This is a genomic window from Chitinophaga filiformis, from assembly GCF_900102545.1.
GTDB lineage: Bacteria > Bacteroidota > Bacteroidia > Chitinophagales > Chitinophagaceae > Chitinophaga > Chitinophaga filiformis.
Genome location: NZ_FNBN01000002.1, coordinates 302,278 through 326,784, shown reverse-complemented (window position 1 = coordinate 326,784; position 24,507 = coordinate 302,278). Strand labels below are relative to the sequence as shown.

17 protein-coding genes are annotated in these 24,507 nt (G+C 45.4%); 13 read left to right on the top strand and 4 right to left on the bottom strand.

Annotated elements, in window-relative coordinates; genetic code table 11:
• The first annotated feature begins 53 nt into the window (after positions 1–53).
• The 4 genes from BLR32_RS07960 (at position 54) to BLR32_RS07945 (ending at position 2,934) form a co-directional block, all read left to right on the top strand.
• Positions 54–959, top strand: coding sequence for an AraC family transcriptional regulator (locus BLR32_RS07960; protein ID WP_089830402.1), 906 nt, complete (start codon positions 54–56; stop codon positions 957–959).
• Positions 960–1,231: 272 nt separating this feature from the next.
• Entirely contained in the window at positions 1,232–1,555 is a 324-nt protein-coding gene (locus BLR32_RS07955; RefSeq protein ID WP_089830400.1) for a S24 family peptidase, read from the top strand.
• 282 nt (positions 1,556–1,837) lie between these two features.
• A complete protein-coding gene (locus tag BLR32_RS07950) occupies positions 1,838–2,281 on the top strand; it encodes a MauE/DoxX family redox-associated membrane protein (RefSeq protein ID WP_089830398.1) in 444 nt (147 codons plus the stop codon).
• Positions 2,282–2,676: 395 nt separating this feature from the next.
• The gene (locus tag BLR32_RS07945; RefSeq protein WP_089830396.1) at positions 2,677–2,934 is read left to right on the top strand and encodes a hypothetical protein; all 258 of its coding nucleotides are present in this window, start codon (positions 2,677–2,679) and stop codon (positions 2,932–2,934) included.
• A gap of 83 nt (positions 2,935–3,017) precedes the next feature.
• On the opposite strand, the gene BLR32_RS07940 is transcribed toward BLR32_RS07945, so the two are convergent.
• Together BLR32_RS07940 and BLR32_RS07935 are read right to left on the bottom strand one after the other, a co-directional pair.
• A complete protein-coding gene (locus BLR32_RS07940; RefSeq protein ID WP_089830394.1) occupies positions 3,018–4,439 on the bottom strand; it encodes a RagB/SusD family nutrient uptake outer membrane protein in 1,422 nt (473 codons plus the stop codon).
• Between the two features lie 6 nt (positions 4,440–4,445).
• On the bottom strand, positions 4,446–7,799 hold the full coding sequence (locus BLR32_RS07935; RefSeq protein ID WP_089830391.1) for a SusC/RagA family TonB-linked outer membrane protein: 3,354 nt from the start codon (positions 7,797–7,799) through the stop codon (positions 4,446–4,448).
• 376 nt (positions 7,800–8,175) lie between these two features.
• Between BLR32_RS07935 and BLR32_RS07930 the strand changes: the two genes are divergently transcribed.
• Positions 8,176–8,784: an RNA polymerase sigma factor gene (locus BLR32_RS07930; RefSeq protein ID WP_089830390.1), complete on the top strand. Its 609-nt coding sequence runs from the start codon at positions 8,176–8,178 to the stop codon at positions 8,782–8,784.
• 10 nt (positions 8,785–8,794) lie between these two features.
• Positions 8,795–9,916 (top strand): FecR family protein, encoded by a 1,122-nt coding sequence (locus BLR32_RS07925; RefSeq protein WP_089830388.1) that lies wholly within the window; start codon positions 8,795–8,797, stop codon positions 9,914–9,916.
• 592 nt (positions 9,917–10,508) lie between these two features.
• Here the strand turns inward: BLR32_RS07925 and BLR32_RS07920 are convergent.
• Positions 10,509–11,291, bottom strand: coding sequence for an alpha/beta fold hydrolase (locus tag BLR32_RS07920; RefSeq protein WP_245705379.1), 783 nt, complete (start codon positions 11,289–11,291; stop codon positions 10,509–10,511).
• Between the two features lie 359 nt (positions 11,292–11,650).
• Between BLR32_RS07920 and BLR32_RS07915 the strand changes: the two genes are divergently transcribed.
• Complete coding sequence (locus tag BLR32_RS07915; protein WP_089832093.1) at positions 11,651–12,553, top strand: glucose 1-dehydrogenase; 903 nt, start codon at positions 11,651–11,653, stop codon at positions 12,551–12,553.
• A gap of 99 nt (positions 12,554–12,652) precedes the next feature.
• Here the strand turns inward: BLR32_RS07915 and BLR32_RS07910 are convergent, their stop codons facing one another.
• Complete coding sequence (locus tag BLR32_RS07910) at positions 12,653–14,137, bottom strand: carboxylesterase/lipase family protein (protein ID WP_176842203.1); 1,485 nt, start codon at positions 14,135–14,137, stop codon at positions 12,653–12,655.
• 687 nt (positions 14,138–14,824) lie between these two features.
• Between BLR32_RS07910 and BLR32_RS07905 the strand changes: the two genes are divergently transcribed.
• Genes BLR32_RS07905 through BLR32_RS07880 form a run of 6 tightly spaced genes read left to right on the top strand, consistent with a single transcriptional unit; the run spans position 14,825 to position 24,457 of the window.
• Positions 14,825–17,977: a SusC/RagA family TonB-linked outer membrane protein gene (locus BLR32_RS07905; RefSeq protein ID WP_089830382.1), complete on the top strand. Its 3,153-nt coding sequence runs from the start codon at positions 14,825–14,827 to the stop codon at positions 17,975–17,977.
• Between the two features lie 11 nt (positions 17,978–17,988).
• Positions 17,989–19,830 carry a RagB/SusD family nutrient uptake outer membrane protein gene (locus tag BLR32_RS07900; RefSeq protein ID WP_089832091.1) on the top strand — a complete coding sequence of 614 codons (1,842 nt, stop codon included), beginning with the start codon at positions 17,989–17,991 and terminating at the stop codon, positions 19,828–19,830.
• Between the two features lie 26 nt (positions 19,831–19,856).
• Positions 19,857–20,267 (top strand): hypothetical protein, encoded by a 411-nt coding sequence (locus tag BLR32_RS07895; protein WP_176842202.1) that lies wholly within the window; start codon positions 19,857–19,859, stop codon positions 20,265–20,267.
• A 23-nt stretch (positions 20,268–20,290) separates the two neighbouring features.
• Positions 20,291–21,280: a DUF4466 family protein gene (locus tag BLR32_RS07890; protein ID WP_089830380.1), complete on the top strand. Its 990-nt coding sequence runs from the start codon at positions 20,291–20,293 to the stop codon at positions 21,278–21,280.
• A gap of 12 nt (positions 21,281–21,292) precedes the next feature.
• Complete coding sequence (locus tag BLR32_RS07885; protein ID WP_245705378.1) at positions 21,293–22,507, top strand: alginate lyase family protein; 1,215 nt, start codon at positions 21,293–21,295, stop codon at positions 22,505–22,507.
• 15 nt (positions 22,508–22,522) lie between these two features.
• Entirely contained in the window at positions 22,523–24,457 is a 1,935-nt protein-coding gene (locus BLR32_RS07880; RefSeq protein ID WP_089830376.1) for a heparinase II/III domain-containing protein, read from the top strand.
• Positions 24,458–24,507: the final 50 nt, after the last annotated feature.

Here is a 24,507-nt window from a genome sequence, read left to right as displayed (position 1 = left end):
CAAACCTATGTCAATATAGTATTGAGCTAAGTTAATTTAATATGTACCACGTTATGAGATCAGTAAAGCGTAGAGATGGCTTTGAAGGACAACGTATGATCAGTCTTCCGGAAGCTGTCTGGAGAAATGCGATTGATGCAAACCCAATCATTGGTCAGTTGTATATCACCCACATCGGTTATTTTCCAAGAGCGGCCTTTCATTACCGGGAACGGAAGTACGGATGCACTGACAATATTCTGTTGTACTGTGTAAAGGGAAAAGGATGGTATAGTGTAAATGACCGGCATTTTGAGATGGGGCTGAATCAGTTTGTGATTATTCCTGCTACCAGGGCCCATTTACGTTATGGCTCCGATGACAAGAATCCATGGACGATCTATTGGGTGCATTTCAGCGGAAAGGATATGGATAGCTTCAACCGCGGATTTAATATTGGTCTGCTGGATGGTCCGCGACATATACATTCCAATGAAACTGGCATTCAGTTGTGGGATATGATGTACCAGAGCCTGAAGATGGGATTCGGACAGGAGAACATGGGAAAGGCGAATTTGTGCCTGTATCATTTCGTCTCTTCATTTCTGTACCCGGAAAAGGAATATGCGGAAGAGAATGAGGCAAGGAACAGGATAGATGGTACAATAAAGCACATGCAGCAGCATTTGTCGGTAACCCTGACTGTGGAAGAGCTGGCGCAGCAATGTGAGCTGTCTCCATCCCATTTTTCCACTCTGTTCAAGAAGGCAACGGGTATGTCGCCGTTGAATTATTTTATTCATCTGAAGCTGCAGAAAGCCTGCCTGTTGTTGTATACTACTGATATGAAGATCAAAGATGTGGCGGTAGCCATTGGGTATGACGACCCCTATCATTTTTCCCGTTTATTCAAGAAGACTATGCATATTTCTCCGGAGCAGTATCGCGGGTTGAGAAGGAAGGAGGAGCTGGCTGGGTAGGTGATGCAGGTTTGGTGCCAGTTTGATGCCAGTTTTGATAAGGGGAATGAGAGGTCAAAGAAATAGGTAGAAGTATTATCCATAAAAAGGGCCTTTTAAGGCAATTTTAACCCTGATTGAGGATCTGGAGGGCCTACGTGCGCTTTCCTGAACTTTAAGCCCAAATAAGGCCTGTTATGACGTTTTTTTATAAGTACATAGTTCCTGGCAGATACCCTTTGAATAATCGAATCTTATATTTCTTTATTTTTGCATTTAAATTTTTTAACAAGATGAATAAATACGAAAGATTAAAAACCGAGCTGCAGACAGCTGGCACAGGAAGGATGAAAGCCTTCGGGAGTTCAATGTTACCCATTTTGAAAAGTGGAAGTCTGCTTACGTTCACAAAGGCAACTGAATACGAGATCGGCGATATCGTGTTCTGCAAAGTAAAAGGCCGTTATATTGATGCACATAAGATCGTGAAGAAAGATGCGAATAAGGGGTTCCTGATCGCTAATAATCACGGTTTTGAGAATGGATGGACGAAGATCATTTACGGCCGGGTTGTTACCGGTGAATTTGAGGACAGGATCATTTATCAGAGAGGTTAATTACAGTATGCCACACTTTACCCCGGGCCAATCCGCAGTATTCACGGAGAAAAATAATACGGCCCCGGGTTCCCCAAAAAGAATAAAAACTACAACTATCCTTCACATCATTGACGCTGAAACCTGCGACAGCCGCCTTAACAGTTGATAAACAGACAGTCGTTCCCGATAAAACATAGCCCTAATTAACATAGGGTTAACTAAGTTGTAAGTAAAAAAAATTACCTTGGTTTATCTGCTTTTGAGTTAAAAAATTAAGGGGGCACTAAAAATTTTTTGCTTATGCAAAGGGGAAGCATTAAAGCCGGGGACACAGTTCTCCTGGTCTGCTATTTTCTATTCACCAGTATGTTTATTTATGCCGCTGTATCCAAACTTATGAATTACAGGATCTTTATTCTTCAGATGGATCGTCAGCCATTCCCGGATAGATACACGCCTTTATTAGTGTGGAGTGTTCTTGTCTCTGAAATCCTGGCGGCTGTTATGATGATGACCTTTTCTTTGCGGAGGATAGGGTTGTTTTTTGCTACGGCGATGATGATATGTTTTACCGCCTACATTATCCTTGTCAAACTGAACTACTATGGTGTAATTCCGTGTAGCTGTGGCGGTGTGATTGCGAGCTTTACATGGACGCAACACCTGTTCTTTAATCTTTTTTTTGTCGCTATCGGTATTGTAGGTATTTACCTGGAACAGCAATTCAGAAAGAAGAAAGCATAATTATCAAACGTGCAACATTTTTAAATTACTGTTGGTTATAAATAACACGTGCCAAAAATTGTAATCGCTTACGTAAAGGGGATTTAATTAAAACAACGATGGAACAATTACCTATGTGGGGTATCAAGGGATAGTTTATTTGCATTGTGAGTAAAGAACGCTTACGACTGATAGGAGTGATGGACAGCGCATTCTCCTGATCTTACGTGTATTAAGAACAAATACTGGCTAAAAAAAATGTATGCCGGCGGCATGAAGGGGGAATCATGTCTTGATATTTAAGGGGATAAGGAAGAAGTATACTTCACAGAGGTGAGGCTTAGATTGTATTTTCTGACAATTTCAATATAGGGTTTAAATCACATCAATCACCTCAATTACTAATTAGCATTCGTATGAAAAAGATCAAACTTTTATTTGCAATCCTGGCCGTTGTGGCAGGAGTAAGCGGCGCTGTCGCAGCTAACCATCCTTCTTCTTCGTCTTCTTCTATGGACGTCATACATGACTGGATTGACTGGAACGATCAACTCGTGCTTACAAATGCGACGCAGGCACAGGCACAAACGCTTTGCTCAGGTTCTTTCGGCATCTGTCTCCGGGCCAAAGATAACACTGCTATTTATACAGTGGGAGAACTTCCAGCGAGATAACAGAAAAGTATAAAAAACACAACAGCACCAAGGATATTTATGCCCTGGTGCTGTTGTATGTTATAAGTTATCCGAGTTAAGGATTAATATCCGTCATTTTGAGTAAGTGCGGGATTTAGAACTCTTTGAGCCTGAGGAATCGGCCATAGTTCTTTTGTTACTTTCCAGTCTGATTTGACCTGTTTTAAAGTTTCAGATGCTTTGCCCGTTCGCTTTAGATCTAACCACCTGTGTCCACCCTCTATAAAGAATTCGATCCTTCTTTCCTGCGCTATCTTTTCAGAAAGTTCGGCTGCAGATATATTAGGATAAGCTGTCTGTATTAATGGCAATCCTGCACGTTGCCGAATGGCGTCCAGATCTGCGATGGCGCCAGGCAAAAAGTTCAGGTGTACACGACACTCAGCACGGATCAGCAATATCTCGGCAAGGCGGAATATCATGTTATACTCTACCGGTTTAGGATTTGAGGTAAAGTCAGCTTTTCTCTTATACTTGAATGGATAGTAGTAGGTAATCCCGTCGCTGACCTTACCCTTTACCCACGAGTTCCAGCGTTTATCATTTACCTCAAATGCGTCTCTTAGGTATGTTGTCAATGCATAAGACGGTCGGCCCGCCTCTGTGGGGATAAAATTGTTGCCTTCCATCGTATTATAGCCTGCAAGAACAGGCTGTATCTGGAATATAGCTTCGTCACTGTTAGCAAGGAATACATCATCCAGCGCTGTTAAACGATAATGGCCAGTATTAATGATTGAAGAGGCTTCTTTCTCCGCATCCTGCCATTGTTGCTGGTGCAGGTAGTACCTGGCCAGTAAGGCTGATGCCGTACTCTTATTGGCTCTGGCTCTTTCAGTTCCCGGGTATGCATCTGATAGTAAATCCTTTGCACTGAGGAGATCTGTAAGAATGCTTTTCCTGATAGCTCCTGGTTCGGTTCTCGGCATATTTTCATTGACTCTATAATCCGTTACAGTAATGAGCGGCACAGCTCCAAATAGCTGTATCATTTGAAAGTAAATGAATGCCCTCAAGAACATGCATTCCCCGCTTAGTTGATTCTTAATGGCGTTGGAAAGCACAGTGCTCTTATTTAATTTTTCCAGACAGGCATTGATCTGATAGACAATTTTATAGGAATTATTCCAGAAGTTGGTTTCAAGGATAGTATTAGTGGTTGAAATGGCTCCATTATAAAATTCCTGGGCAGAGATTGCCTGTCCTGTAAAGAATGCTTCATCTGCATAGATAGCAGTATAACTGGTAATAACCCCTGCAAATACATTAGAGGTGCCGGCGATGGCGGAATAGATACCCAGGACAGCAGTTTCGGCAGATTCTTTATTCTTAAACAGCTCATCTCCCACAGCTTTGTTCGCCGGAATATCTACATCCAGTATGTTATTACAACTGAGCGAAAAGCAGCAGATTGTCACTACTAATAGGAATTGTTTGCTGATTTGGCGGTTAATAAACGTATTACGCATATAGTATTGTTTCATTTACAGTTATTGTATGGAAAACCGGATTCCTCCAGCAATGGTTCTGAGCGTAGGTAAAGAAAGGAAATTTGCGGTTTCCGGATCGCCTTCTTTATAACTGCTTATCGTGAAAAGATTTTGTGCATTGCAGAAGATAGTGAGTTGTGTAGGTGTTTTATATTTATGCTTACGTATATCCAGTGTATAGGAAATAGCAACATTCCGGCATTTCAAGAAACTGCCATCCGAGTAAGCTTCGCTGGAGGACAGAATTTCGTTCTTAGGAGCATAAACAGCTCCCGTAGGCTTCGTTGAATATTTTGGATATTTCGCAATGTCCCCTTTTTGCTGCCAATGATCGAGTATAAGGTCAGATTGATTGACCATCATACCGGGGAAGAAATTATTCAGGTAAGTCCAGTACAGATAATTAGGTACCAATTGCTTCCTGAATTCTCCGGCGAAAGAGAGCCCAAGACGCTTGTACTGCAAATTCAGCTGGAAGCCACCATGATATATAGGATCAAGGCTACCGATCACTTTATAATCAGCGAAAGTATAATGACCATTGCCGTCTGCGTCTGTTAGCCGGAAATGTCCGCTATCGGGAGAGACGCCCCGGGATAATAGTTTATACAATACATTCAGTGATTCTCCGATCACATATGTGTTAGCGTAGGATGAGTTGGCGAGGTTGTTGAAATAGAGCAATTTGTTCCTGGGGATACTGATATTGAATGCTGCATTAAGTGTAAGGGACTTGCTCTTTATGAGATCACTGTTGATGGCAAATTCCCAGCCGCTGCTCTGCACTAGTGCATCAAAATTTTTAAGAATACTACTAAAGCCTGTCTGCCAGGGCAGCGAATATTTTATCAGCTGGTTATCACTTCTATTTCGAAAGTAGGCAATTGACGCGATCAGTCGATCCTTGAAAAAGCCAAGTTCAAGTGCCGCTTCAATCTTTTTGGTCCTTTCCCAGTTGTAAGCGGGGTTATAGAGTGCATCCGGCTGCATAGTTGTTGTATTTAGATAGGGATTGCCAAGGGTGGGAGACCAGGTATCCAGGAATTTGTAATCGGCTATTTGATCATTGCCTGTAACACCAAAGCTGGACCGCAATTTACCAAAGGAGAGAAAAGGCAGTTCATTTTTAAAATAGGGCTCTTCTGAAAAGATCCAGGCAGCGCCTATTGAACCGAAGTTGCTAAACCGGTGCTCGGGACTGAATTTGGAACTACCGTCCCTTCTTCCCGAGAGATTCACAATATATCTGTTCCTGAGTTTATAAGTGATCCTGCTAAAGAAAGCGCCATATTTATACTCAATACGGTTTGTAAGTTTACTGGCTATAACGGCTGCTCCATCGATTGAGGATAACAAGGCATCATTAGTATAGCCCTGTCCAACTATAGTGGATGTATAATTACTGGTATACTGAAAGGATGCTCCTGCGAGAATGGTCAGTTCTCCGTCCTTAATCCGGCGGTAATACTCTGCTTGTGGTTCTGTAAGATAACTTTTGAAGTTATTGTTACCGAAAGAGGATGTTCCTGTGATGTTGTCAGCAAGATAGGGATTCTGAGATGCTTTAGGAATCCTTAAGTTTTCATTCGCTGAGGTACTATTATAACCCAGGTTGAATTTTATTTTAAGGTCCTGTTTAGAATCCCGCAGAATTGAATATTCTGTATTGAGGTTGACGATCTGATTTTCCTTTTCGTGTGTATAAGTTTTCAGGTATTCTGCTGCCGGGTTCCGGAACGGTTCGTTTCCCTCAATCCAGTTGATTTGATTATTCCCGTCGTATAGTTTCGGTGCATCGGGAGGTAATAGTATCGCTGAAATAGGACTGTTGAACATATCATTCCTGTCTTTTGCATAATTCGTGTATACACCGAGTTTGAATCTGTTATCAGCCGATCTGTGATTAAATGAAAAACTGGCCGTTCCCCTGAGGTAAGCCATATCGGCCGGATAAACAGTGCCTTCCCGGTAGAAGCCAAGACACATCATCATCTGAGTGGTTTCGTTGCCACCAGACAGGAACAGGTTTGCATTACTGGTAGGCGCGTTGCGCCCTATCTGCCATTTCTGCCAATCGGTATAACGTGTTGTATCCCAGGATAGAATATCAGGGGCATAGCCGGGATCTCCCGGAATATTGGTGATCATGATCCCGTCGTTTCTGAAGGCTTCACGTCTTACCTTTAGATATTGTGGTGTATTAAGTAAGCTGAGTTTACTACTGGCCTGGCTGACTCCCATGGTGTAATCCGCCCTGACTTTCAGTTTGCCTGCCGTTCCACGTTTTGTGGTGATAACAATAACGCCATTCCCGCCACGGCTACCGTAGATGGCGGTCGCGTCCGCATCCTTCAATACCTCAATACTGGCAATGTCCATGTTATTAAAGATGGAGAACAGTCCTACACTACTGTTAGGATGGGATGTAAGCAGGTTGATATTCTGACTGCCGGCGGGTAACGGAATGCCGTCAACGACAATCAACGGAGTATTGTTGCTCAGAAATGAGTTCTGTACCCTGAGACGGATATCTAACGGAGTGCCCGGCGCGCCGCTGGACTGGTAAATGGTCAGACCGGGTACTCTGCCCTGAAGGGTAAGCAGCGGATTACTTACAGGGTATTTTTCTATATCACTGGCAGCGACCTTCGCGACGTTACCTGTATTCAGTCTTTTGGAAGTGGTACCATATGCAATAACTACTGTTTCGTCGAGAGGACTGGTATGCCGCTGAAGCACCACGGTGATATCTTTGTCAGGATCAGTGACAGGATATTCCTCTGTACCGAAACCGGTAAAGCTGATCTGAAGGACTGGATGAGGTGAGGTGGCCGAAAAGAAGAACTGCCCATCTTCTTTAGCAGTGTATCCTTTACGGGTACCTTTTATTAAGATGGTGGCTCCGGGTAATGGTTTACCGGAGCTGTCCAGCACTTGCCCATGCAGACGGTATGATTTTGCGTCAGTAGTGGCAGTAGAGGCATGTTCTTCTGGCTGGGTGCCTGTAGTAGATGGTAATTTATAGACGACGAGCATCTTTCCTTCCACTTTACAGGCGAAACCTTTTTTGTTGACTAAACGATTAACGACTGCCAGTACCGGTTCATCTGCCGCACGGAAGCTATATTTTTCACTGTCGTTAAGATGGTCCCGGGAGTAAAAGAAATGAAGCCCCGTCTGTGAGCTGATGTTATCAAAGATATCATGTAAAGCGATGTTGTGTACAGATAAACTCACCTTCATGGCGGCGAGGGATGAGGTGTCCTGCGCATTAACCGCAGTGGATAAGTATAGTGAGATCTGGAGTAACAGCATGGGATATAACGCGCTGGCATGCCTCTTGAAAAGTTGCATATCTCTCGTGTATAGTTTTTATTAAATATCAGTATGTTCCCCTCGGGTAGACAATTTTTATTAGCTAATCAGATGAACAATAGTTGTGCTTTTTTTTGGTGGTTCTTTGGCCGGAAAAATTGTGAATTATTCCAAAGTAGTTGTGGTAAAGCCTTTCATAACATATAGACCGGGCATCAAAAATTGGATAATTTTATTATCAGAATGATTATGGCTAATTTAGTACACTTTCTCCTGACTCGACGCTTTCACTGCAATCTTATGATAATCCCAAGACAATTTAATTTATTGCCAGACTACGCAGAAATTGCGTTGTCAGCATTTTGTAATACGAATATCACGTTCACGTATATGAAAAAACCGAAATCAAACTTATATGCAAATACCAGACAATGCCACATTGATCAGGCAGCTTAATGAGGGCAATGAGAGGGCCTTTAACCTGCTCTTCGAGCTGTATGCCAAAGATGTTAAGGCATGTGCTATGTACTATCTCAAGAACCCGGAAGATGCGGAAGATATTGTGCAGGAGCTGTTTCTGGAAATATGGAAAAGAAAAGGCACACTGAGGATCCGGGGAGAACTGAGAGCCTATCTCATTTCTGCGACTCATAACAAGAGCATCACTAAATCCGGCAGAAACAGGAAACAGGCTTTGAGAAAGCTGCAATATTCAGAGGACGCGGATCTGTCGCTGGTGGAACTGCCACCTTTCGACAAGGAGAGTGAACGCGTGGCACAGATAAGGGAAGCCCTGAAGAAAGTGCCAAAGAAGAGCCGGGAGGCTTTTGAAATGATCTATTTTGGACAAATGAGTTATAAAGAGGCTGCGGCCATAACTGGAGTAACGGAAGCGACCTTAAAGACACATGTACAGAATGCTGCGAATTTTATCAGGAAGGAGCTTGGTTCCAGAAAGGCCAAAGGGGGCTCAAAAATTTTTTTGATCCTTTTCATCTATTTTTTATCTCAGTCATGTCTATAATAGTATAACCATGAAAAAAAGAAACTTGAAAACTGAAGCCCTCATAATTGCCGAAATAACCGGGTCGATCACCAGTGAAGAGCGTGTGGAGTTGCAGGAGCTAATGAGAACTTCTTCAGAGGTGAGAGCATTATCGGAACAGATGCATAAGACCCTGGACCCGCAGATAAGCGAGATCCTTCAAATAAGGACCACTTCTGCAGAAAAGATCATTGAAATGGGCAATGCCCAGCTACATAAAAGAGGCAGGATACGCCGGATGGTGACCATTTCACTGGCGGCAGCCTGTTTGATGGGGACGCTGTTTACGGTGTTCTATTATTCCGGACAAAAAAGCAAACCGGAGTCATTATTCGCTAAGAGTCAGAGCGTATGGTTGGATCTTAACAGGAAAGTGATAGCACTCAATGGTCAGGGTGGCGAGATAGACGCCAGCGGATCATTTACTTATAATGGAACTGAAACATTACCGCTCGCTGAGGTTGTTGGGGGGAAGGACAGTGTTAAACTGATCGTGCCCTGGGGAAGGGAGTATAAAATTAAACTGAGTGATGGTACGCTCGTTCATATGAACTCGGGGTCCGTACTAAGCTGGCCGGTTGGTTTCGGAAAAGGGAAAAGAGAGGTGTCGCTGCGCGGAGAGGCATTCCTGAAAGTAGCAAAGAATGAGCAGGCGTTCATCGTTCACCTGCAAAATGAGGTAGTGGAAGTATTGGGTACCAGTTTTAATATCAAATCATACAACGAAAAAGAGTTGCAGGTATCGTTGTTCGCAGGCAATGTCCATGTGAAAGGAAAAGGTGGAAGTGTAGATCTTGAACCCGGACAGGAAGCTGTTTACAAAGGAGAACGATTGCAGGTGCAGCCATCTGATATGAAGAAGGTGGAGGAGTGGAGAGAACGGGTGATTGACCTGCCGGATGCACGAATAGCTGATGTGGAAAAGGCGGTGATCAGGTACTATGGAGAAAAAGTTGAATTTGATCCTGCTATCGGTGAGAGACGGGCAAGAGTTTCCATTGATCGTGATATGCCCGTGGAGGTCTTTTTAAAGCAATATGCGTTGGTGAATAATCTCAGGTATTCGAAAGAAGATGGCATATATCGGTTATCGCTGCCTGAGGATAAGTGATTTACTCAAGATAAGAACATTGGACCGTGACCGGTAATTTTAAAATTTGGTGATCTTAAGTGCTTGGGATGGGCGATCCGGAGTGTCTTAAACGAGCAATTTTAGGCAGCCCTAATAGATGATCCTCGAGGCTTGATAAATGCTCTTAAGCGTTTGTGATAATTGATCTTAAATGTTCCAGGAGAGAGAGGCCGTAATCAGTGATCCTGGCGACGTGACAAATGGGTTTAAGTGTTTTTGATAAGTGATCTTAAATGTTCCAGGTGAGAGAAAGGCTGTAATCAGTGATCCTGGCGACGCGATAAATGGGCTTAAGTGTTTTTAATAAGTGATTTTAAATATTCATGATAAATCATCCTAAATCCGATAAATGAGATCTTATATACTATTCAAGTTGGTTAGTTTTTATTATCGTCCTGTGATACCCAAATACTAATGAGTCAAGAGATACCCTCAGAATGACTATTGGTATGTTCCCAGATAGACAATCATTTGCACCATCCAGACATTGTTAACCTTTTTAGCTAGTCTAGTAGCGAGCCGGTAATTTCTTACCGGCTTTATTTTTTTGTTCATCTTTAATTTTGCAGGCCTAATTTTTAAGGAACTTTTCTATCATCGCTACTACAAGATCCGGGATTTTACTATTCCTGTCCGGAGCACAGATCTCCCCGATATAGTCTCCATGTCCGCCAGGTAATATTGCCAGCTCAGCATGTGGTAATATACGGGATAGCTTAAAGGCATGCTCGGCGAGTACGGCATCCTTATCGCCGTTTATTACCAATGCAGGCGCCTGGATATTTTTGATCTGTTCATCACTGATATCTTTGAAGCCAACCATTCTGGCTACATCGCGGTGGAACATGGCGTCCAGACCTTTAGGATCGGGATTGGCTTTCAGGTAAGCATCTTTCAGCGGTTGCGGCATCTGATCGAAGCTGGCATGTTCCATTCCTTCGAAGAATCCTTGCATCATGCCTTCCCTTTTGTAAAGGGCTGAAGCAAGTATCAGTTTGTTCACCAGTTCCGGATGACGGATACCAATCTGCAAGGTGGTGGTACCTCCATTACTGAAACCCATTATATCAGCTTTTTCAATGTGCAATTGTTTCAGTAATGCCGCTACATCGTCTGCATCCTGTTCAAAACTTAAAGGACGGTCAATGTCTGCCGTATGTCCATGTGCCTGTAATTCCACAGCAATTACCTGGTGGTTTTTGGCCAGTTCCGGCAGGATACGGCTCCAGTTGGATGCTATCGTAGAACCTCCGCCATGCAGCAATACCAGCGGCATACCCTTACCATGGATCTCATAGTACATCTTCAGGCCATTTACAGTGGCATAATGTCCTGTCTCGTGTTGTGCGTTCATTTGCAAGTGTGTTGTCATTACAAGGAATAAAAGAATCAATGATCTGATTTGCATTGATGAGTCGTTTAGGCAGCAAACTTACGCTGCGCTATCTGAAATCAGGGGTGGCAAACGGGCCAATTCTGAGGGGGAGACAGGTCAGTCTATGCCCCGAAACAGCGAAGCTGATCCATTGCTACTGTGTACAAATGTTTACACGGATGACGATTCCCGGCAACAATCTAACTCTGCTTTAAGGGGATATCCGAACATTTTTAAGCGAATATGGCGAGCGTATATTCTCTGGCATTGAATTTACGGGTTAAGAGTCTACCTGTCTGATGATGGGATACATTGTGAACCTTTTAAATAAATATGTCATGGCAACTGAAATAAAAGGGAAAAATACGGTCATTGTTAACCCGGTTGAACAGTATCCTCAGCCTGAATTTATAGAACAGGAACAGCAATTACCGGGCTTGGAACAGAAAATGACGCCTAAACCGGATCATGGTGAGAACACCTATAAAGGAAGTGGTAAACTGATAGGAAGAAAGGCAATTATTACAGGCGGCGATTCAGGAATAGGGAAGGCCGTGGCCATTGCTTACGCCAGGGAAGGCGCTGATGTGTTGATCTCTTATCTGAATGAAGAGGAGGACGCAAAGGAGGCTGCTGCTTATGTGGAAAAGGAGGGAAGGAAAGCGATTCTTTTTCCGGGAGATATCAGTGATGAAGCGCTTTGCAAGGAGATGGTGGACAAGGCTGTACGTGAGTTCGGCGGACTGGACATCCTGGTGAATAATGCTGCATTCCAGGTAGCGCATGAATCTCTGCAGGATATCTCGAGTGAGGAATGGGATAAAACAATCCGGGTGAATGTGACTGCCATGTTCTATCTGTGTAAGGCGGCAGAGCCTCACCTGAAACCGGGTAGTGCTGTCATCAATACGACTTCTGTCAATGCATACACTCCAAAACCTACACTCATTCCTTACACCCTGACCAAGGCTGCTATCCAGAACTTTACAGCCACACTGGCTCAGTTGTGGGGTGAAAAGGGCATCCGCGTGAATTGCGTGGCGCCGGGACCTATCTGGACACCGCTGATACCTGCCAGCTTTTCAGCAGAAGAGACAGCAAAGTTTGGTGCGCAGACACCAATGAAACGTCCTGGTCAGCCGGCTGAGCTGGCAGCAGTATATGTTTTACTGGCATCACAGGAAGCTAGTTACATGTCGGGCGCTACCGTGCCGGTTACAGGAGGAATGCCGACCATTTAACCCAAAGAAAGGCTTAATACTGTTAAGACTAGCTAAAAGAAGAACCGCATCTCAGGCGTATGTCTAAAATGCGGTTTCTCTTTTCAACCTGTTTTTATATCAATGTAAAATAAATCCCATCGTTGGATGAGCCGGATCTTCATAATCATCCATAATAGCTTCGTGGCTTTCTTCTTTAAAGATCATTCCCATATGCTTGCTGTCATACTTATGCCAGAGCGGACGGCCTTTTATAAAATCTACCCAGTGTTTGTGCATCAGCACAGCCAGTTGAATATTGGCTGGTGTGCCATGACCGGCTTCATACCAGACGTATTGTAACTCCTCCGCATGGGTAGCAGGAGCGCCTTTGTTGGGTTGTTCGAATGAATACATCCATGTCTTATAGCCTGCTGCAGCCAATGCTTTGGCCAGGCGGTAGGTATGCATCTGGTACATGTACCGGCTTAAGGTGATAATGGCTGCTGTATCCTGGGGTAGTTGGTGCATGTCCTGCCAGGCTTTGTAACTGTATTTATAATTATCCCCGAACCAGTCGCTCAATACCGTCGAATCTGGCGTGTAAAGCCGTTTGTCAATATTCATGAACAGGAGTGCTTCTGCCTTGTTGGTACCCAGCAATACGCGGACATTTTTATCCGGGTGATTCGTGACGTAGTGTAAAGCATCGGTTTTGATCAGGATGCCATCCTGAACAGGACCGAAATAGTTGGTGCCTTTGGCGCCACCTAATACTTTAGCCTGTGCCTTAATCAGTGTTGCTGTCGGTAATTGCAGGAGCTCTACAGGATTGGAAATGCCAAGCGTATCCATCAGCCGTTTACGGATGGCTTTTGCTGTAGCGGTATCGCGGATACAGTTGACGGAACCACTTTCGAGAATTAGCTGCTTAAAATATCCTTTGGCGGCGGGCGTTGCCAGTAATGAGGAAATCAGTTTCGCGCCTGCCGATTCCCCGATGAGTGTTACACGGGAAGGATCGCCGCCGAATGCTTTTATATTCTCTCTGATCCATTTCAGGGCCATGATACAATCCAGTAAGGCATTATTGCCTGCTGTCTTATAACCTGCCACATCATTCAGGTATAAGAAACCCAATACCCCGAGGCGGTAATTGATGGTGATGGTAATGATGCTATCGCTATGGGAAAAGGAATGTCCATTCTGTCCGATACCGCTACCGCCGGTCATACCACCGCCGTGTACCCATACCAGTATGGGGAGGCTTTTAGCGGGCTTTAGCGAAGGTGTGTAAATGTTAAGCTGCAGGCAATCTTCTTCACCTTTTACTGTTTTCGTATCTCCTGCATATTGTGCTGCCACGGGGCCGAATTGAGTGCAGGAAAGTGTATCCTTCCAGGGAAGCACCGGCATAGGCGCTTTAAATCGAAGGTTGCCTGTAGGAGCAGCTGCGTATGGTACGCCCTTAAAAACGAAAATGCTTTTCTCTTCTATACCGCGGATGTACCCACGTGGTGTTTTGACAACAGGACCTCCCTGTCCGGATACCTGGATACATGGTAACAATAAAAAGCAGGCAATAGTGAGCGTGCACGTAACTCTTATGGCTGAGAAAAACCGCATAGTGGAATAGTAATTGAGCCAACCAAGATAAGCATTCAGCCTGACATCTTTCGCCGGGACTTTCATCAGATAGTAAGTACCTGGATGTATCTACTTTTTTTATCCGTAGTAATAATAAATACTGTTGTTCCTGCGTACTGAATAGGGGCGTTTGCGTTGTATGTACAACATCTGATATGGCGATACAGAAACGGCTCACGGAAGCAATACTTCTTCCACTTATGTGAAGATGAGCATTCCGCAGACCCACTGTTAGCTCTGGGAAGGGCAGCAGTAATTTACGTAGCCCCTAACTTATTGTGACATAACCAGTTGTATAACTTACGCTCAGGTTATGAATTATTATAAAAGCTTTTTAATATTTTTGTTGCAATCGATTGCCTTTTTATTACATTTGTATTGACGAACTATATATGCTGTAGAAGAGTTATTCCCTTACGAACCAAATCTTGTCAGAAATTTAAAATCATTCCACGTATGACAAATTCACTTAACAAAACAGTTATCAGCAGCTCCTAGTGTGCAAACGTTTGCATTCCGGAGACGGAGTGTTGTGATGACATGCCGGTGATATACGGCATAAGCCTTTTATTGTCTTAAACGCCGGTAAAATCCGGTGCAGACCTTTATGTCTTATATGCCGGTGTACACGGCAGCAGCCTTTTATTGTCTTTAAATACCAACGTTATGACTAATCATTTACTCCCCATGGGACTGGGGGTACGATGGCTCCATGCCAGAAGTATTCTGCCTGTTCTCCTCCTTTCAGCAGGATCATTTACAAAAGCTGCAGCAACCAACTTAAGAGCGCCAGCTGCTATCTATTTTCAGGACACTACACAATACAGAATTATCAACGGGCGCGTTACAGATGTGAACAAACAGCCACTACCTGGTGTCAGCGTCTCATTGCAGGGTACTTCCTCCGGTACCGTTACAAATGAAGCTGGTACCTATAGCCTGCGCGTGACTAAAAGTAAAGGAACGCTTGTCTTTTCCTCCATGGGATTTCAGAAGAAAGAGATTCCTTTTTCCGGTCAGGCGAAATTTGATATTACCCTGGAATCGGATCAGAAAGCTTTAGGTGAGGTAGTCGTGGTAGGATACGGCACTCAAAAGAAAGTGAATCTTGTAGGCTCCGTCTCCGTTGTAAAAATGGATGAAAAGATCACCAGCAGGGCATTGCCTAATACATCTTCTGCCTTGTCCGGACTTGTGCCCGGACTCTCAGTAACACAATCTTCCGGGATGGCGGGCAACAATGCCGCAAGCCTGATCATCCGCGGATTGGGTACTGTTAATAATGCCAGTCCGCTGGTAGTAGTGGACGGTATGCCTGATGTGGACATCAACCGCATTAATATGAATGATATTGAGACCATCTCTGTTTTAAAAGATGCTACCTCTGCTTCAGTTTATGGTTCCAGGGCAGCGAATGGAGTTATCCTGATCACCACTAAGTCGGGAAAAGGACAGCGGAAAACCACCATCAGTTTCACCGGTGGATATGCCGTTGAAGTGCCTACCCGCTCATATGAGTTTATGGCTGACTACGCCCGGGCGCTGACCTTACATCAGCGGGCTGCCGCGGTAAACACCAAAAGGGACGATTATTATTTTAAAGATGGTACCATAGACCAGTGGATGGCCATGGGCATGGTAGACCCATTGCGCTTTCCCAATACCGACTGGTGGAATGTTATCATGCGTGATGGGCAGCTCCAGAATTATAATCTCTCTGCATCAGGAGGAACAGAGAATTCGAACTTCTTCATGTCCGCAGGTATTATGAATGAAAAAGGATTGCAGATCAATAATGATTACAAGCGATACAATGTCCGTTTCAATTATGACAATAAACTGCGTAAGAATATAAATGCTGGTCTGCGTTTCAATGGCAACTGGTCTAAGTATACCTATGCGCTGGCAGATGGTTATACAGATGATGACGCCACCAATACGGCCGGTTTTGACCTGCAATATGCTATCGCGGGTATTACACCTTATGATCCCCTGACGGGATATTATGGGGGGGTAATGGCGTACAATGAAGATCCGCAGGCATACAATCCATACACGGTATACCAGAACATGCTGAACCGCCAGAACAGGCAGGAGGCGAACGCGATGGCATATGTGGACTGGGAACCGATTAAAGGACTTACAGGTCGCGTCGACTATACACTGAACTATTATAACCAGTTCCGATGGAATGCCAGTATTCCCAACCGTTCTTTCAACTTTCAGACGGGGAATTTCGGGAGCCGGGTATATGTTGGCGACAATGCCGGCGTGGGTAACTATACCAATACCGGTTATAAGACAATGCTGAACGGACGCCTGACCTATCAGCACAGCTTTGGTTCCAATCATGACATCAGTCTGTTGGGCGTATACAGTGAAGAGTTCTGGTACGACCGTTATCAGGGTACTTCGCGTAATGACAGGTTGTATCCTACTTTACATGAAGTGGATGCGGCGCTGACGGATATACAGTCTACCGGAGGAAACTCCAGTACAGAAGGGCTTCGCTCCTATATTGGTCGTGTGAACTACACCGCTTTCGGTAAGTACCTGTTTGAAGCAAACTTCCGTTATGATGGTTCTTCACGTTTCCTTCCGGGACATCAATACGGCTTTTTCCCTTCAGCGGCTGTAGGATGGCGCTTTACAGAAGAAGGTTTCATTAATGCGTTTACACATCGTTTCCTCAGTAACGGTAAACTTCGCGTCTCTTATGGCGGTTTGGGTAATAATAGTGGCGTAGGCCGTTATGAGCAACAGGGTACACTGGCGGCAAGCAATTACATGATAGACGGTACTATCACGAAAGGTTTTGTTAATCAGAAGATGGTGAACACAGACCTGTCCTGGGAATCTACCAAGGTACTGAATCTTGGTCTGGACCTCGGCTTCTTTGATAACCACCTGACGATGGAACTGGATTACTACAACCGTCTTACAACAGGCATGAACCGTCCGTCGGAGATGTCTATCCTGCTCACAGGTGCATATACCGCACCGCGTAAGAATATTGGTAACCTGCGCAACCAGGGTGTTGAGCTGAATCTGACCTGGTCAGATAAGGCAGGAGCATTCAATTACGGATTTAACTTTAATGCATCCTATAATACTACTACGCTGGAGAAATGGAACGAGTTCCTCAGCAGGGGATGGGTATTCCTGGATATGCCTTATCATTTCCTGTATACGTATGAGGATGTGGGCATTGCGCAGACCTGGCAGGATGTGTATAGTCATACACCACAGGGCGCCTCTCCGGGAGATCTTATCCGTAAAGACCTGAATGGTGACGGACGTATTGATGGTAATGACATGAAGGCCTATCCTAATGTACAGCGTGACAGGCCTACGACGATGGCTGCATTGAGTCCCATAGTTTCCTGGAAAGGTATTCAACTGTCCTGCCTTATAACAGGAGCTACCGGCCGTAAGGATTTCTGGATAAATAACTATAACAATATCAACTTCGGTTTACAGCGTTATGCTTCGAGCTGGAACCACTGGAATAATCCGTGGTCAGTGGAAAACCGCAATGGTGAATGGCCCCGCCTGGGTGGCAGTAACAACAGGGTGGAAACCTCTTTCTGGCTGGATGATCTTAGTTATATCCGCCTCAAGAATATTATGCTGTCGTACAGTCTTCCCAAGAAGTTGCTGGAGAGGATTGGTCTTGCCAATTTCCGCATTTATGGTGCGACTGAGAATATTGCTACGATTACTTCTTTCCGCGGACTTGATCCTGAGCTGACAGGTAACAGAAGTAATGCGTATCCGTTGAACAGATCTTATTCGATGGGTTTAAACATAAGTTTATAAATGTAATGATCATGAAACAAGCAACTGTTAATATATATATAGCCGGTATGTTGTGTTTTTGGGCCTTCTTTACCAGCAGCTGTACGAAAGACCTGCTGAAGAGGGAGCCTACCACAGAGCTGGGCACCGCGTCCTTCTGGAAAACAGAGGCAGATGCCACTTATGCCCTGATGGGGGCCTATGCGGATATCAGACCGCTTTTTGACCGTGATTACTATTTCGACGGACAGGGAGAATATATCAGGACCCGTGGAACGAGTACGACCAGTGGCAACCTGCAAAAGGGGGACGCCTATAATGGCGGTGATTATAGTCCTTCGGGTTACGGCGACAACTTTGACAAAATGTATGAGCGTCTTTATGGCGGCGTACACCGTGCCAACTACGTAATTGAAAACGTGCGAAAGATGCTGCCCACGGCCAGTGAAACTTCACGGGCACAACTGGAAAGAGTAGTGGGAGAAGCGTGCCTGTTGAGGGCGATGGTCTATTTCCGCCTGATCTCCATGTGGGGGGATGTGCCGTATATCAACCATGTGATCTATGATAATGCAGAAGTAGCCAATATGACGCGCACTCCGCTGAAACAGGTGAAGGACTCCATTATCGCTGACCTGAGCTATGCTTTTGAGAAACTACCGGCAAAGGCGCCCGAACTTGGTCGTGCTTCAAAACCGGCAGCATTGGCATTTCGTGGTAAGGTAGAACTGTATTGGGCATGCTGGAACAAATTCGGCTGGCCTGAGCTGGATACCTTCACGCCGGATGAAGGTGAAGGAAACACGGCTTACAGGGCGGCTGCGGATGATTTTAATAAAGTGATCAATGAATATGGTCTTACGCTTTTCAGGGGCGGAGAACCGGGTGAATGTGATATACTGGGAAAGGCTGACAAACTGCCTAACTACTACTACCTGTTCACACCTGTTGCCAACGGAGACGCAGAAATGATCATGGCCTTCACGCATGGTGGTACGGGTACCAACCAGGGAGAAGAACTGATGCGTGATGTAGCTGGTCGTTCCCATGAAGGTTCTCAATGCTGGGTATCTCCCCGTTATGAGATTGCAGACAGGTATCAGTCGACCATTACAGGCGATTTTACGCCCAAACTGATCCCGATGAATCCTACTACTGCCGGCGCGAGAACTGCTCCTAATTCGGCTGTAAATCCCCAAAGCTATGCAAACCGTGATTACAGGATGAAGTCTTCCATTATGTGGGATTTCGAAGTGAGCGTTGGTATGATCTCCCTGAAATCGACCGGCTGGGTACCATTCATTTACAAGACCTGGAATCAGCCCATTACTATCGATGGGGCGCAGTACACGACCTATAATACTGACGGTTGCAACTCAGGTTATGTGTTGCGTAAATTCCTTCGTAATACAGCAGGACTGGGTCGCAGCGATGGTACCTATAGTTACCCTGTAATGCGCCTGGCGGATGTTTACCTGATGTATGCCGAAGCTACGAATGCCCTGAATGGTCCGCAGGCAGATGCTATTGCCCTGGTGAACAGGATACGCCACCGTGGCAACCTGCCACCACTGGCAGCAGATAAAACAGCCAGCAAAGAGGCGTTTTTCAGCGCTATTGAACAGGAGCGCATTGTTGAATTGTTCGGAGAGGGACAACGTTCATTTGACCTCCGCCGGTGGAGAGCTATTGAAAGAGTATGGAATCCTCCCTATGGTAATGGCGTATGGCGTATCGATAGCTATGGCGTACAGATGTCCCGCTATTTCCAGAATATGTCTGAGCGGGAGTACCAGCAATGCTACATTTTCAGGATACCGCCGGGTGAGCGTAACAGGAACCCTAACCTGACACAGAATACGCCCTGGCTGTAATTATTCACTTATTAAAATTCTACACGATGAAAAGATATTCCACTATGCTCTTATTACTGCTTATCACTGCTTTTGGCTGGATGGGCTGCAAAAAAGAGGATATCCCTATTGATGAAGATGGCCTGCTGATCACTACCCGTGCGGAGTGTTATGTCAGCAATTTTGAATTGCTGGGGTCCGATTTCCAGACCGTGCGTACCAAGAATGCCGTGATAGATACGGTGGCTTGTACTGTCAATGTAACTGTGTTTTTCGGCACGGACCTGAAGAACCTGTTTCCACAGTTTACACTGGTAACAGATGCCAAACTGGATCCGAAGATCACCGGCTTTACTGATTTTTCCGACCTGGCCAATCCAAGGACATATACAGTTATCTCAGGCAACAGGCAGGTAAGAAAGACCTATAAGGTGATCGTTACTGTGCAGCCAAGGTAGTATTTACATTTAAACATGCTTTTATGAACGCTAAATTTCTCGGATATATATTATGGTTCTTCCCGCTGTGCCTTTCGATGGTAGCGTGTAAGGACGACAAATACACTGTTCCGCAGCCGAAGAATGAGCTGGGGAATGACTGTATCAAAAGAACGCTGGGACCTAATGTGGCAGGCCTGAAAATAGAATTTGCCTACGCGATGGCACTGCCTGCAACAAAAGGTAAGCTTGTGTCTGCACAGGTGGAAGCATCTATTCAAGGTGATGCGGCGACTTACCTGGAGAACAAGTCTTATTATACAAATGGCAGTGGAGAGGATGTGGGCATTCCTATCGGGGATCCCTCTGTGAATGAGGGTGCTGTTACGAAGGTTACATTTACGAAAGATACCAATGCGGTGACCTTGAGGTATTACTATGTGATACCTCCCGCCGCAAAGGGGAAAGAGGTGAAGTTCACTTTCTCGGCAAAGAGCAGTAACGGGGAGACGGTTTCCTATGCAATGGGACCATATACTATTTCCAATATGGATATGGTGCTGGATCTGCCGGTGAAGAACGCGGACGCCTGCTATATCTCCATTGCGGATATGGCTGTTTATAATGAAACGGATGCTGCTAAGAATGCGGCCAAAATAGACCTTGTATACCTGTACAGATCTATTTCCGGTATCTCATTTAACCATGCACTTGTATCGCCGGCTGCGGATACTACTTATCTTCCCGGTGTTGTATTGCCGACGGGCGTGAACAGGGATACGAAGATCCGTAAGACCTGGAACCTCAGGGACCAGCATCTTGCACGCCTGCAGTACGGTATTTATATTGACGACGTGGATTTCCAGCAACTTGATATGAAGGGCTCTCCTGATTATGCCATCAATCTTAAATCGGAAGCGGGCGCCTGGGTAGAGACGGCGGATGGGAAATACCGTGCGTACATTTATATGAATAAGGTGGATGACGGGAAGAAGAGTGCTACTATCAGTATGAAACGTTATACGCTTAAATAAATTAATGCTTTTATGAGGATGCCTGTATTAGAGGTTTGTATTATGCTGGTCCTGGCTTTGTTTGTTTGCATGAACACCCTGATGGCGCAGTCGCCGCCGGAAACTTTCCTGATCAAACCAGGGAAGCTGTTGGAAGGGAAACGAAAGATCGCGCGGCAGGAGCCGGCTATGCAGCAGGCGCTGGCAGAACTGATTTCCATAGCTGATAAGTCACTGAAGAACGGGCCTTATTCTGTAGTATATAAGGATAAGGCGCCGCCCAGTGGCGATAAGCATGACTATATGAGTGTCGGTCCCTATTGGTGGCCTGACACAAGTAAAGCGAACGGATTGCCTTATATCCGTAAGGATGGGCAGGTCAATCCGGAACGCTATGCCATCAAAGATGATGAGTACCAGAATGCCATGTCCCGGGATGTATATTTCCTGGGACTGGCCTGGTTTTACACCGGGAATGAAAAGTACGCGGCACATGCGGTGGAGTTGCTGCGCATCTGGTTCCTCGATCCTACTACGCGGATGAACCCGAACCTGAATTATGCGCAGGCCATTCCTGGCATTACGGATGGCAGAGGTATAGGCTTGATTGATACTCATAATGTGACTATGCTCATAGATGGTGTTCAGTTACTGAAGGACTCAAAGTCTTTATCTGCTGAAACGTATAAAGGTATCCAGGAATGGTACAGGGAGTTTCTGCAATGGATGCGTACAAGTCCTATAGGATTGGATGAGGCGGATGAAATGAACAATCATGGTACCTGGTATGATGTACAACAGGTAATGATTGCCTTGTTCACTGGCCAGCGGGAATTGGCCAGGCAAATGTTAGAAGAGCAGACCCGGAAACGGATAGACCTTCAGCTGGAAACTGATGGGCGCCAGCCGAAAGAGCTGGCCAGAACACTTTCCTGGAACTATTCCCTGTTTAATCTGCGGGCTTTTTTTGAACTGGCCTTACTGGCAGAAAATGTAGATGTTGATCTCTGGAATTATGAAAGTCCCGGTAAGAAAAGCCTGAAGAAAGCCTACACCTGGTTGCTGCCATATGCAACCGGAAAGAAAGATTGGGATTATCAGCAGATCAAACCAAAACATGATGAAGATTTCCTCGAACTGTCAGAGGTAGCGGCGAAGAAGTATATAGATATCGATCTGGCTGCACTCAGGAAACAGCACGGGGACTTCCGGAATAATTTATTGCTGCTCACAGATTGGGCATACTAAAAAACAAAAGGTCTCATGAAAAAATTCATCGTTTACACCTGCATGCTGCTGTTGTTGGGGAGTCATTTGTCTGCGCAGAACCTGTTGAGTGGCCGGTATACGCCGGCACAACTGGCAGAGAAGCTGATCCCTCACGACAAATGGGAACCATTTCCGCATATGGAGAACCGGGCGGGATGGGAGAAAGCTGATCCTGCTATTGGAGCGGCTATTATTAAAAAAGCGGAGGCATACCTGAATTATGAATGGCCGGGTATCCCCGCTGTGAAATCGTTACTCATTATCCGTAATGGGAACCGTACAGAGTACCAGGACATCAGCGGTAAAAAAAGAGAGGTGCTGGGCACTCTGCTGCTTGCAGAAGTGTACGAGCATAAGGGTCGTTTTATTGATCCGGTAGTGAATGGCGTATGGTCTATCTGCGAGGAGTCTTTCTGGGGAGCGCCTGCACATCTGCCAAGATCTTTCGATGGACTGATGGATGTGTCAGCACCCTTTGTGGAGCTCTTCTCTGCGGAGACGGCTACCTTACTTTCATGGGTGGATTATTTCCTGGGGGAGGAGCTGGACAAGGTTTCCCCTCAGATCAGGAAACGGATCTATTATGAAACCAATAAACGGATCTTCGAGCCATTGATGACGAAACATCACGGATGGATGAGTACAAGTGGTAGTGGCAGGCGTCCCAACAACTGGAATCCATGGATCTGTTCTAATTGGCTGAATTCCGTATTGCTGCTGGAAAAGGATGACAATAAACGGGTAGCAGCGGTGTCAAAGTTGCTGAGCGTGCTGGACGAGTTCCTGAATCCCTATCCTGCTGATGGCGGCTGTGATGAAGGCCCCGGATACTGGGGTGCAGCGGCGGCTTCGCTATATGATAATATCTCTTTGCTGAACCTGGCTACCAATAATGCCTTTGCCTATGTGTATGCTGACAAAAAAGTGGGAGAGATGGGCCGGTTCATTTACCGGGCACAGATCAGTGAACGGTACTTCCTGGATTTTGCTGATGCGGATCCCCAACCGGGTATGGCAGCCAGTATGATCTACCGGTTTGGAAAGGATATCGGGGATACGGCTATGATGCGTTTCGGCGCGTATTACCTGAAGAATGAGAACCCGGCTTCTACGAGGGGGTATCATTATTTCAGGCATCTGTTCGTATTGTTCATGCAGGATGAACTGCAACATGCTGACAAGGGCCTGGTATTACCGGGGGATGTCTGGTGGCCGGACCTGCAGGTAATGATAGCCCGCGACAGGAACGGCAGTACCGACGGTTTCTTTGTGGCTGCACAGGGTGGGCATAATGATGAGAGTCATAACCATAATGATGTGGGGAATTATGTAGTGTATCATAATGGATTACCGGTGCTGATAGATGTAGGACGTGGTACGTATACTGCCAAAACTTTCAGCAGTAAGCGATATGAGATCTGGTATAACCGCTCCGACTATCATAATGTGCCTACTGTGAATGGCTATCCGCAATCGGCAGGCAGCAGGTTTAAAGCGGAAAAGGTAGTGTATAACAGGAGTTCATCCGCGAGTACATTGGCAATGGATATCAGTGAAGCTTATCCGGAGAAGGCAGGTATAAAGAAGTGGCAGCGGAGTATCCGTCTTAACAAAGGGAAGAATGTGCAGATAGAAGACGATATGCAACTGGAGGCAGACGGAAAGGTAACGGAGCATCTGATGACCTGCTACCCGACAGAGGTGTTAAAGCCGGGTGTATTAGTGATACACCGGAAGGAGGGAGGTGAATCGAAAGACTTTTACCTGCATTATCCGGCAAAAGATCTTGTGGCGAGTATAGAGAAAGTACCCTTACAAACGGAGGAAGATGGAGGTGTGCGGCAGAAGTGGGGTGATAATATTTACAGGATCAACCTGGAAGGAAATGTGAAGACGCAGGGTAAGCTGAAATTTCTCGTGTCTATGTAGAATTTTAATAAAAAAAGAACCGGCAGGTGTTCACCTGCCGGGTTTGCATT